This is a genomic window from Sporomusa sphaeroides DSM 2875 (assembly GCF_001941975.2).
Taxonomy (GTDB): Bacteria; Bacillota; Negativicutes; order Sporomusales; family Sporomusaceae; genus Sporomusa; species Sporomusa sphaeroides.
This window is the reverse complement of the sequence record NZ_CP146991.1, coordinates 3,970,208-3,982,942: the sequence shown is the minus strand read 5'-3', so window position 1 is coordinate 3,982,942 and position 12,735 is coordinate 3,970,208. Positions and strand designations below refer to the sequence as shown.

Below are 12,735 nucleotides of genomic sequence, written 5' to 3'. Positions count from 1 at the left end.
GGGATGATAGAAGAGACACGCTATATTTTTTCCAAGGGAGATTTAAGCCGCAAAGATTTTTCTATCTGTTTTCGCGGTGAACGCGGTAATGTGTATCTGCCGATTAAAGACACCAAAGAGTTATATTGTTTTAATGACATAACATTAAGTACGAAGTTGCTGGAGATATTGTCAAAGGCAGGCATTGTGGTGCATTTTTTCGGCTACTATGAAAACTATATCGGCACTTTTTACCCGAAAGACTATTTGCTTAGTGGCAGACTGACTGTTTCTCAGGCGTTAGCTTATGACAACCAGGAAAAACGGATGACAATTGCCAAAGCTGTTGTAACAGGGATTGCTGCCAATATTCACTTTGTCCTTTACCACTACTACCGGCATGGGAAGGATGAGTTGAAGCCATTCCTGGACTGGTTGAAAAAAGATGTGCCTGAGTTGCTGATACGTATCTGCGCCATCAAGCAACTGCTGAGTCTGGAAGGCGAGATTTGGGCCCGGTTCTACGAGACCTTCAAGCTGATTTTGCCAGAGGAATTTCACATGAATAAAAGGGTTAAACGGCCGCCTGATAATCCCATTAATGCCCTGGTGTCTTTCGGTAATACGCTGCTATATACTAAAACGCTGACGCAGCTGTACCATACCCATCTTAATCAAACGATCTCCTATTTGCATGAACCCATGGAAAGACGTTATTCTTTGAGTCTGGATATATCCGAGACCTTCAAGCCGGTATTGGTATATAAGACGATTTTTGATTGCATAAATAACAGAAAAATAACAGTAGCGAAGCATTTTGATAAAAAGTTGAATTATGCGCTGCTTAATGAAGCTGGGAGAAAGACGTTTATTACTGAGTTTGAGGAACGGATTAACGGCGTGTTTGACCATAGCAAGCTAAAAAGGAAGGTTTCCTATAAACAGGCTATCAGGCTGGATGGGTACAAATTGATAAAGTATATTGTGGAAGAAAAACCGGTAGCTTTTTTCAATATGGAGGCCAAACAATGAGCAACGTTAACTATAATTATGCGTTTATCTTTTACGACATCGGCGAAAAACGGGTTCAGAAAGTCTTCAAGGCTTGCAAGAAATATTTCAAGCATCATCAAAAATCAGTATTTCGCGGGCACATAACCCCGGCTAATTTACTTGAATTAAAGGGTGAGCTTGCCAGAATTATTAACAAAGATGAAGATTTTATCACAATTATCAAGATGAAGAGTAAAGCCGATTTCGGCGAAGAAGTCCTTGGAACCGATCACCAGAAAACGGAATCACTAATAATTTGACTTTTTCCAAGCAGGTCTTTATGGACAAGGCAGAGAAACCCTTATAAACAGTGGCTTGGTGAGGATTTTATAATAAGATTGAAATTTAGCCTGGTTAGCTTGGAAAAATATCGGGATGATCCGTAATAATGCTGGGTTTTTAGGGGATTGATCTTTGGTGAGAGGCTGATTTTCTCTTGGGGCAACGAACACATTAGATGTATTGAAATGCAGCCTTAAAAGTTACCATATCAGACCTTATCGGGGGCAACGAACACATTAGATGTATTGAAATCTTAGGCGGGCGGTTTTGCGAGAGTTGAGGGAGTTTGGGCAACGAACACATTAGATGTATTGAAATTTGGCATGGCAGGTTTTGCGGGTGAATTACGCTGATGGGCAACGAACACATTAGATGTATTGAAATGAAGGCATCCAAAGCGGGTTAAATTCAACTTTCCATGGGCAACGAACACATTAGATGTATTGAAATTCTTTCTCCGGCAATCTCTCCGTCACCGGCACCCACGGGCAACGAACACATTAGATGTATTGAAATCTTGTTTCGGTGTCGTGGTACTTCATAAGGAGTTCGGGCAACGAACACATTAGATGTATTGAAATTGGTGCCGATAAGCCGGAGAAAATAAAGTCAATTAAGGGCAACGAACACATTAGATGTATTGAAATCCGCTACTTGACGGCGTAAAAGCTGTACCAGACTTTGGGCAACGAACACATTAGATGTATTGAAATATGGTCTTTGGTGTGGTGCAATTATAACCGCGTCTACGGGCAACGAACACATTAGATGTATTGAAATACCAACCGCCGCGAAACTGCGGCAACTGCAATAACGGGCAACGAACACATTAGATGTATTGAAATACTGTCCACCGATCGCTGTTTGCAGATTCTGCCCACCGGGCAACGAACACATTAGATGTATTGAAATGCATTGTGCAAGATGTTATGCGGAAAATCATGAAGGGCAACGAACACATTAGATGTATTGAAATTATTTATTGGCTACACACCATATTAAGAGTCGGGGTGGGCAACGAACACATTAGATGTATTGAAATCTGTTACGGTTTCTCTCTTGACTTCTATATAGTTACGGGCAACGAACACATTAGATGTATTGAAATAGGTAGACCGCTTTAATGATTCTAAACAGGCAGAGGGGCAACGAACACATTAGATGTATTGAAATTATATAGCGCAGGAGGTGGTAAAAATGTCCCCATAGGGCAACGAACACATTAGATGTATTGAAATTTATCATTGTCGGTCAGAAACTGCTTGAGGGGACCGGGCAACGAACACATTAGATGTATTGAAATACCAAGCGGCTGATTTCACTCTGCATAAATGCGGCCGGGCAACGAACACATTAGATGTATTGAAATATTGGCACTAGATTTAAAAGTACCAGTCCCAACCATGGGCAACGAACACATTAGATGTATTGAAATAGTACACATCCCTGTAACCATCTGTATGCCTTGTGGGGCAACGAACACATTAGATGTATTGAAATAAGCGTTCGGCAGTCTTTAGTTTTGAGCGAATGATTGGGCAACGAACACATTAGATGTATTGAAATCTTGTCGGATGGAAATTCCGATGCGGAACGGTTTAAGGGCAACGAACACATTAGATGTATTGAAATACTGATATATGTCGTATTTGTGGCGCTCCATATACGGGCAACGAACACATTAGATGTATTGAAATTTCTTTTTCAAGCAATGGGGCGAGTTTTGCGCTATGGGCAACGAACACATTAGATGTATTGAAATCTGCATAAGGCTGAATCATGGCAATGCCTTTAACCGGGCAACGAACACATTAGATGTATTGAAATCGAGCAAAGAAGCCCTGGTCTGCCGCGACTCCGCTATGGGCAACGAACACATTAGATGTATTGAAATTTTCCTTCCTATTATATCCAAAATTGAGAATTAATTGGGCAACGAACACATTAGATGTATTGAAATATATCAAGCCGTGAAAAAGCTTATCGACTTGAAGGTGGGCAACGAACACATTAGATGTATTGAAATTTGCGTTCTTGGTCCTGTAGTAGATTCTAAGATTTTGGGCAACGAACACATTAGATGTATTGAAATAGCTGACCGAATATTATGCTTTGGTTAACTCCGACGGGCAACGAACACATTAGATGTATTGAAATATTGTGCCGGCCAGCGCAGTACCGATAACTAGCAACGGGCAACGAACACATTAGATGTATTGAAATGTCTTATAGGCAATTGCCGCCATTATGAAAGCACGGGGGCAACGAACACATTAGATGTATTGAAATTTTTATCTGTAAAATCATCTTCCTCTAGGAGTTTGGGGCAACGAACACATTAGATGTATTGAAATAAAGGCCAGGCAATGAGCAAGCCGCCAGTTTCCAGGGGGGCAACGAACACATTAGATGTATTGAAATCTGCATCCATATCGACGCTGAACAGTGTGAGCGAACGGGCAACGAACACATTAGATGTATTGAAATTTGGCATGAGCCGGAATATCCGCCTGGAGGTTGATAGGGCAACGAACACATTAGATGTATTGAAATCAATGTTTTCTTTGTCGGTTCGCTCACACTGTTCAGGGCAACGAACACATTAGATGTATTGAAATGGTAGTTGTAAGTTTTCTTATCAATTTCCTGCTCTTGGGCAACGAACACATTAGATGTATTGAAATCTATCCTCTGTTAGCCGGCCGTTTTTAATTAAAATGGGCAACGAACACATTAGATGTATTGAAATCTATGATCATGACGAAGGGTGTTGGGTTGATGGCGTGGGCAACGAACACATTAGATGTATTGAAATCTGAGACGGGCGGTAATAACTGAGTTGAGGGAGTTGGGCAACGAACACATTAGATGTATTGAAATAGCCGCTGAGAGCATTCAATTGCATATAAATCTCGGGCAACGAACACATTAGATGTATTGAAATGCTAAAATCAGGTTGTTAATCAGGAATGACAGTGCTGGGCAACGAACACATTAGATGTATTGAAATAGGATTGCATTGAGCTCCGAAAATTTAGGTGCAACGGGGCAACGAACACATTAGATGTATTGAAATTCGTGCTCACTAAGCAGGTCTTTGACAATAGCAGCGGGCAACGAACACATTAGATGTATTGAAATAGTACCCACTCTTAAGCGCCGCCTGAGTAGCATTGCGGGGCAACGAACACATTAGATGTATTGAAATTTGGCTTGGTGATGGAATTTATTTTTTTGAAAACCGGGCAACGAACACATTAGATGTATTGAAATAAAGGTTGGCCTTGAGTGCAAGACTACTAGTGCTTGGGCAACGAACACATTAGATGTATTGAAATTCCGGCTCCTGCACCTCTAATTTAGGGGTGCACCCGGGCAACGAACACATTAGATGTATTGAAATGATTATGGCGATGACGAGTGCAGACATTTTATGAAAGGGCAACGAACACATTAGATGTATTGAAATTCGGTTTGCGTGGCGCGGAATAGGTTAGCTGCTAAGGGCAACGAACACATTAGATGTATTGAAATGAAGGCCAGGCAATGAGCAAGCCGCCAGTTTCCAGGGGCAACGAACACATTAGATGTATTGAAATATTATGAAAGCGAGGTAAAAAGCACAATGGCAAAAATGGGCAACGAACACATTAGATGTATTGAAATACATGACCGGGGAAGTGGTAGACGATGGCCAAGCCCAGGGCAACGAACACATTAGATGTATTGAAATAACAATACGAAAAGGCTCACGGCGAGATTAAGATAGGGGCAACGAACACATTAGATGTATTGAAATTGGTTTTGCGTTCTTCCAGTGTCAAACTGGGCGGCGGGCAACGAACACATTAGATGTATTGAAATGTATCTGAGGCAGGCGCAATTTCTGCCGCTTCTACCAGGGCAACGAACACATTAGATGTATTGAAATATCCAGGATATCCGGGCAGCACAGAAGGCGGGGAGGGCAACGAACACATTAGATGTATTGAAATCTGAAAGAAGGAGCTAAACAATCTCTTTCCGGGTGGGGGCAACGAACACATTAGATGTATTGAAATTGGAAACAGGGGTGATAGACATGGCTATAACATATGGGCAACGAACACATTAGATGTATTGAAATATCCATGAGGATAACGGTCTTTAAAAACGGTATCCCAGGGCAACGAACACATTAGATGTATTGAAATTCTGCCTTGTAGTTGGCGCATATCAGGCGAAATAGGGGCAACGAACACATTAGATGTATTGAAATTCCTATTTATTTACTTTATCTGTTTTTATCTATTTGGGCAACGAACACATTAGATGTATTGAAATAGAATCTGAAGAAAACTGATGAGGAGTCATACCGCAGGGCAACGAACACATTAGATGTATTGAAATTCACGAAGTATTAATTTCCGGTTTAAACTTAACTGGGCAACGAACACATTAGATGTATTGAAATACAGGTTAGCGCCGTATGCTCCGAGATAGGAGCCATGGGCAACGAACACATTAGATGTATTGAAATTCTTTACCCGAATTACTGTCCCAGTCATCCTCGATGGGCAACGAACACATTAGATGTATTGAAATAGATGCTGCAGTAGTACCTTGAGCGATAACAATTGGGGCAACGAACACATTAGATGTATTGAAATTTGTAGATACTGCCATTGTACTGCTCTGCCTTTATAGGGCAACGAACACATTAGATGTATTGAAATTATTCAGGCTGGCAATCGGCCCTGCAGTCACCGTCGCGGGCAACGAACACATTAGATGTATTGAAATAGGTTGTAAAGCCTTATCATAACCGAGTGACCTAGGGGCAACGAACACATTAGATGTATTGAAATACGAACGATCATCAGGGAATCTTAAGTATATAATCGGGCAACGAACACATTAGATGTATTGAAATGTATGAACAAAGCTCTATTAACAGCAATGACCCATCGGGCAACGAACACATTAGATGTATTGAAATAGCTAACCCACGACCAGGAAGCCGGGTGATGACCGGGCAACGAACACATTAGATGTATTGAAATCGTAAAGACTCCGCAGCGACTACCGGAACTTTTCGCGGGCAACGAACACATTAGATGTATTGAAATGTAAAACTGATAGATGGTAGATTTGCCAGCACTCGGGCAACGAACACATTAGATGTATTGAAATCTAATATGAGATATTCTACAGTAAAAAAAAATATATGGGCAACGAACACATTAGATGTATTGAAATCGGCATAACGGGGCCCCAACCCCATTATTCCACGGGGGCAACGAACACATTAGATGTATTGAATTGATGGTCATACCTATTGTTTTATCTGTGAGACTTAGGGCAACGACTACATCAGATATACTGAGTTTCATCGACCTCCGCGCAACCCTGGTAGAATACCAGGCACAACTTTGTGACTAATATTCCAACCTAAATAAAATTCTTTTTACCCAGCAGAAGGAATTCAGGGAAAAAAGTAGAAATAGTAAAATATTACCATTGATTAGTTATAGCTAGGGGTGCCCGACGGCTGAGAGGATTCAAATCCAACCCTTGAACCTGATGTGGTTAGTACCACCGTAGGAAAGCTTTCTGTTGATAAATCAAGCTTACCCACGTTCCTCGCCTCTGCTATAGCTAAAATTTACTTATGGAGGATGAGGAAATATGTACACTACTCAAATGGATGCTGCCAAAAAAGGCATCATTACCGAACAAATGCGTATTGTTGCGCAGGAGGAACAGATCGATATTCAGGTGCTGCGCCAGTTGGTGGCCAGCGGCAGGGTAGCCATTCCCGCCAACAAGCACCATACCAGCCTTAGCCCTAAAGGGGTCGGGGAAAAACTTCGTACAAAAATTAATGTCAACCTCGGAGTATCCAAAGACTGTTGTGATATCGAACTGGAATTAGAAAAAGTCAAAAAGGCCATCGACCTAAAAGCCGAGGCCATCATGGACTTGAGCTGCTACGGCAAAACCCAGGAATTCCGGCGTAAACTTATTGAGCTGTCTCCTATTATGATTGGTACTGTCCCCATGTATGATGCTGTGGGGATGCTGGATAAGGATTTGAAGGATATCACGGTTGACGAGTTCTTCTCGGTTGTGGAACGTCATGCCGAGGATGGCGTAGATTTTATGACCATTCATTGTGGTATGAACCGCCAGACCGCCGAACGGGTAAAAAGAAACAAGCGTCTTACCAACATTGTTTCCCGGGGTGGTTCGCTCTTATTTGCCTGGATGGAGCTAAATAATCAGGAGAATCCCTTCTATGAGTATTATGACCGCCTCCTGGATATTTGCGAAAAATATGATGTAACCATCAGCTTAGGCGACGCCTGCCGGCCCGGTTCGATTAACGACGCTACCGATGCCGCCCAAATAGAGGAACTGATTACCCTTGGCGAATTAACGAAACGCGCCTGGGACAGAAATGTGCAAATTATGATCGAAGGTCCCGGCCATATGGCCATTAATGAAATTGCCGCCAACATGCAGCTGGAGAAGCGGTTGTGCCACGGTGCTCCCTTTTATGTGCTGGGCCCGCTGGTTACCGATATCGCTCCCGGCTATGACCATATTACCAGTGCGATTGGCGGGGCCATTGCCGCCGCCAACGGTGCAGACTTCCTCTGTTATGTGACTCCGGCCGAACACCTTCGTTTACCCAATTTGGATGATATGAAGGAAGGCATTATCGCCGCCCGCATTGCCGCCCATGCCGCTGATATTGCCAAAGGCATTCCCGGCGCGCGCGACTGGGATAATCAAATGAGTGCCGCCCGGGCTGAAGTAGATTTTCCGCGGATGATCGAGTTGGCCATTGATCCGGAAAAGGCCAGAAGATACCGGGAGGAATCCATGCCTGAGTGTGAGGATACTTGTACGATGTGCGGTAAAATGTGTCCTATGAAAAATATGAAAAAGGTTCTTAACGGCGAAGATTTGAGTATTTTATAAGTGAAATAGACTAAGACAAAGAGGGTACAGCAAGTTGCCAGGGAAACAATCCTTAGCGCTGCGGTACCCTCTTTTTATGCTTTCGTTTTCACTTTTGCTTTCGCACCTTGCCAACAAAGTATCGGTGAAATTCTAAATTACTGGTCAGTTCCGGGTGAAACGCGGTGGCCAGCATATTCGCCTGTTCTACAGCGACAATTTTGTCAGCCGCTATTGCCAGTATTTCAACGCCTGGCCCGGCTTTTACCACATAAGGCGCACGGATAAAAACCAATGGTATGGGCATGTCAGATACTTTCGGGATCAGAACGGTGGTGGTGAAGCTGTCCAACTGGCTGCCGTAAGCATTGCGCTGTACGGTAATATCCATGAGGCCCAGATGGCAGACGGGTTCGCCGGCAATAGCCTTGGCTAAGAGAATCATACCGGCACAGGTTCCCCACACCGGTATGCCGGCCTGGATGCTATCAGCCAGAACCTGGGTTAGTCTGAATTCCTCCAGCAGTTTGCCCATGGTAGTGGATTCGCCGCCGGGAAGTATCAGCCCATCCACAGCGCTGATATCGGCAGCTTTTTTTACGGCGATACCTGTTATAGCAGGCAGCGCATTAAGGCAGTCAAGATGTTCCCGGACAGCGCCCTGAAGTCCTAAAACGCCGATTGTCAGCAAGTCTACCACCCTCTGGCGGCCAGACGTTCGGCCGGGTCAAGTTTATCAATTTCTATCCCCACCATCGGTTCGCCTAAGTCTTCGGAGATGTTAGCCAGCAGCTCCGGATCATCATAATGAGCCGTGGCCTGAACAATGGCTTTGGCGCGCTTGGCAGGATCACCTGACTTGAAAATGCCTGAGCCCACAAACACGCCGTCGCAGCCAAGCTGCATCATGAGGGCGGCGTCGGCCGGTGTGGCAATGCCGCCGGCGGCAAAATTAACAACCGGCAGTTTTCCCTGTTCCCATATGTATTGTATCCAATCAAAGGGGGCCCCCATTTCCTTGGCAAGACTCATTAACTCTTCTGCCGGAGCCCCTTTGACCCGCCGCATGTCGGCCAGCATTGTCCGCATATGCCGGACGGCCTCAACAACATTGCCTGTACCGGCTTCACCCTTTGTGCGAATCATAGCAGCGCCTTCACCAATCCGGCGTAAGGCTTCCCCCAGGTTTCTGGCACCGCAGACAAAGGGAATTTTGAAGTCATGTTTATTAATGTGGTATACATCATCAGCCGGGGTTAGGACTTCACTCTCATCCACATAGTCGATGCCGATTGCTTCAAGGATTTGTGCCTCCACAAAATGTCCAATCCGCGCCTTAGCCATAACCGGGATAGAAACGGCAGCTTTGATTTCGCGAATCATTTTAGGATCAGACATCCGGGCTACCCCTCCGTCCCTGCGAATGTCGGCAGGCACCCGCTCCAGCGCCATGACAGCGACGGCACCGGCGGCTTCCGCGATTTTAGCCTGTTCGGCATTGGTGACATCCATAATGACACCGCCTTTTAGCATCTGGGCCAGATTTTTGTTGAGTTCATACCGTTTTTGCATAATTGAGTATCCTCCCTTGGTATAAAAGATAGAGTGTGCTAAAATAATTGTACCGACACAGTTTTGGCGTGTTGGCAACAAATTTTTGTAATTATAGCAAGGCAGAGAGGAAAACTCAATATGAATCAGGATTTTTTCGATTTTGTATCGATACAATTACAAAGAGATGCTAAAGATGCATTATATGTTCAACTATATTCCGCGCTGCAGGAACTGATTGTCAGCGGTCAGCTGACTTGCGGCTATCTTTTGCCGCCGGTGCGCAAATTAGCCGCCTTTCTTCAAGTCAACCCCGGGACAGTAGCCGGTGCCTACAAACTGTTGGAGCAAAACGGTTATATTTTTTCCCGGGCCGGCAGCGGCAGTTACGTCGCCGAGATTACCGGCAGTACCGGGGAGGAGTGCATAGCTGCCGTTCCTGAGCCTGAAATAGAAACGTTTACCAGGCTGGAGAGGGTTTTGCCGGATAATTGTATCGACTTTTCTACCGTAATGCCTCCGCCGGATTTGCTGCCTATTGATGATTTCAAAAATATCATAATTGAGGTATTGGACAGAGATAAGGGCAATGCGTTCAGTTACCAGGACAGCCAGGGGTTTAAACCTTTGCGGGAAGCCATTTCTTCCTACCTGAAGGAACAGGGGATAAAGGCGCAGGCCGACAATGTCCAGATTATTTCCGGTGCCCAGCAGGGGATTGATATTATTGCCAAAGCCTTATTAAATTTCGGTGATTATGTATTTACCGAAAACCCTACTTATCCTGGTGCCATTGCGGCCTTTCGTTCACGGGGTGCCAAGATTGTGGAAATAAATATGGAAAGCGACGGTATGGATATTCAGGAGTTGGAGTCGAAAATCAGGTCTTTCCGGCCCAAACTGATTTATGTAATGGCTAACATCCAGAATCCAACCGGATATTCCTATTCGCTGGCTAAAAGAAACCGGTTGATTGGACTGGCCCGGCGTTATCATGCTATGATTTTGGAAGACGATTATATTAGCGAACTGGATGTCTCTGATATGCCATTGGTGCCGTTAAAGGCATTGGACCGTGATCAACGGGTGATTTACCTGAAAAGCTTTTCCAAGATTTTTATGCCAGGTCTCCGGCTGGCATTTCTGCTTATGCCGCCGCAACTGGTGTCCAAGGTGTTAACCGTCAAGCACCATTCAGATATCTCCACTTCCGGCCTGACCCAGCGGGCATTTGATTTATACCTGCGTAAAGGCATCTGGCAAAAACATATTGCCGCCGTGCGGCGCATTTATTTGGAACGGTATCAGATTATCCTGGCAGCTATCGGGCAGTTTTTACCACCTGCTGTAATTTGCCACCGCCCTATGGGGGGATTAACCTGCTGGCTTATGCTGCCTGCAGGTGTATCGGCGGCAAAGGTTGTGCAAGAAGCTGAAAAAGCGGGAGTTTTATTAACACCCGGCACAGCCTTTTTTCCGCGTCAGGCACCGGATAAGTATCTTCGCCTGAGTTTTGCGGTGACTTGCTCGGAGGAAATATTACAGGGGGTTAAGGTGCTGGGAAGGGTTATTGAGGCTGAACTGGGTGAGATTTAAAAATCAGGAGGATGAATATGCGTAAGCCAACAAGACTGTTGCCTGTTTTACTTTTAATTGTCATGCTGCTGCTGGGGACCTCCTCAGCGCTGCTGGCCGCCGCCGCTTCCGGTGCTGCGGCTGTACCGGAACATATTACTCTGACCTGGGAGGGTGATCCTGCAACAACCCAGACCATTACCTGGCGCACCGGCGCTGCTGTTATCGGCGGGCAGGTGCAGTATGCCGAAGCCGCTCACAGCCGGCTATTTCCTCAGCGGGCCATCAACGTGGCCGCCGGGATAACAGGACTGCATACCAACACCGGTGAGCTGGGGATTCACTCAGTTATGCTGACAGGCCTCAAACCGGGTACGCGTTATATTTACCGGGTTGGCGGACCGGACGGGTGGAGTCAGAACTCTTATTTTACTACCGCCCCGGCAACGTCCCGGCCGTTTAAATTCCTGGTTTTTGGTGATTCGCAAAGCATTAACTACAATGTCTGGGGCACTACCGCCCGCAATGCTTATCAGGCCAATCCGGATGCCGTTTTTTTTACCAATGCCGGTGACCTTGTTGATGTCGGGCAGGATTACGCTCAATGGGACAAGTGGTTTGCCGCCGCCAAAGGGCTTGCCGCTGCCATTCCGGCCATGCCGATAGCCGGCAATCATGAATCCTATACGCCGGAGCGCGTGTTTTCCATGCCGGTATTATTTACTGCCCAATTCAAGCTGCCGCCGAACGGGCCTGCGGGCCTGAAAGGGCAGGTGTATTCTTTTGATTACGGTGATGTGCATTTTGTTATGCTGGACAGTCAGGAGGGTGAGCAGCGGCAATATGTACCCGATATGCTGGCACGCCAGAAAGAATGGCTGGAGCGCGACCTGCAAGCCACCAGGAAAAAATGGAAGATCGCCTTTATCCATCGCCCGTTATACAATAATAAGCCAGGTGAGGGCGACCCTGCTATCCGCAAGGTATTTGGCCCGGTTTTTGACAATTACCAGGTTGATGTTGTTTTTACCGCCCACGACCATGCCTATGCCCGTACCTATCCGCTCTATAACGGCGTAAAGGCCGACGGGCCGGTTCATGGCACGGTATATGTGGCTACCGGTAGGAGCGGTACCAAAACCTACAAGAACCTCCTGGCCAAGGAATGGCATGAATTTTTTCATGATCCGGCCGCAGAACCTAATTATATTACGGTAGAGGTTAGCGAAAGCCTGCTCAGGCTCAAAGCTTTTACGCAAAGCGGCGCCCTGATTGATGTCTGGGAGTTAAAAAAGACATTGACAAATCCTGTATAATATATAGAATTAATATATATATTATATGATCCAA

7 protein-coding genes, 1 CRISPR repeat array and 1 riboswitch are annotated in these 12,735 nt (G+C 45.3%); of the genes, 5 read left to right on the top strand and 2 right to left on the bottom strand.

Annotation, left to right across the window (positions count from 1 at the left end):
- Positions 1-3: 3 nt before the first annotated feature.
- The 3 genes from cas1b to thiC all read left to right on the top strand — a co-directional run bounded on the left by cas1b (position 4) and on the right by thiC (position 8,280).
- Positions 4-1,011: a type I-B CRISPR-associated endonuclease Cas1b gene (gene cas1b / locus SPSPH_RS18475; RefSeq protein ID WP_075757915.1), complete on the top strand. Its 1,008-nt coding sequence runs from the start codon at positions 4-6 to the stop codon at positions 1,009-1,011.
- Positions 1,008-1,292 carry a CRISPR-associated endonuclease Cas2 gene (gene cas2, locus SPSPH_RS18470; RefSeq protein WP_075757914.1) on the top strand — a complete coding sequence of 95 codons (285 nt, stop codon included), beginning with the start codon at positions 1,008-1,010 and terminating at the stop codon, positions 1,290-1,292. Before cas1b ends, cas2 begins: the two co-directional genes overlap by 4 nt.
- A 179-nt stretch (positions 1,293-1,471) precedes the next feature.
- A CRISPR array of direct repeats spans positions 1,472-6,617; the repeat unit is 30 nt; unit sequence GGGCAACGAACACATTAGATGTATTGAAAT.
- A gap of 202 nt (positions 6,618-6,819) precedes the next feature.
- Positions 6,820-6,917: riboswitch (TPP riboswitch) on the top strand.
- 64 nt (positions 6,918-6,981) lie between these two features.
- Positions 6,982-8,280, top strand: coding sequence for a phosphomethylpyrimidine synthase ThiC (gene thiC / locus SPSPH_RS18465; RefSeq protein ID WP_075757913.1), 1,299 nt, complete (start codon positions 6,982-6,984; stop codon positions 8,278-8,280).
- Between the two features lie 88 nt (positions 8,281-8,368).
- Here the strand turns inward: thiC and pdxT are convergent, their stop codons facing one another.
- Both pdxT and pdxS read right to left on the bottom strand, forming a co-directional pair.
- Positions 8,369-8,950, bottom strand: a complete 582-nt coding sequence (pdxT, locus tag SPSPH_RS18460; protein ID WP_075757912.1) for a pyridoxal 5'-phosphate synthase glutaminase subunit PdxT — start codon at positions 8,948-8,950, stop codon at positions 8,369-8,371.
- Positions 8,951-8,952: 2 nt separating this feature from the next.
- Positions 8,953-9,834, bottom strand: a complete 882-nt coding sequence (gene pdxS, locus SPSPH_RS18455) for a pyridoxal 5'-phosphate synthase lyase subunit PdxS (RefSeq protein ID WP_280523096.1) — start codon at positions 9,832-9,834, stop codon at positions 8,953-8,955.
- Positions 9,835-9,951: 117 nt separating this feature from the next.
- Here pdxS and SPSPH_RS18450 point away from each other — a divergent pair, with 117 nt between their 5' ends.
- Together SPSPH_RS18450 and SPSPH_RS18445 are read left to right on the top strand one after the other, a co-directional pair.
- Positions 9,952-11,406, top strand: coding sequence for a PLP-dependent aminotransferase family protein (locus SPSPH_RS18450; RefSeq protein ID WP_075757910.1), 1,455 nt, complete (start codon positions 9,952-9,954; stop codon positions 11,404-11,406).
- Between the two features lie 17 nt (positions 11,407-11,423).
- Positions 11,424-12,701 carry a purple acid phosphatase family protein gene (locus SPSPH_RS18445; protein WP_158027117.1) on the top strand — a complete coding sequence of 426 codons (1,278 nt, stop codon included), beginning with the start codon at positions 11,424-11,426 and terminating at the stop codon, positions 12,699-12,701.
- Positions 12,702-12,735: the final 34 nt, after the last annotated feature.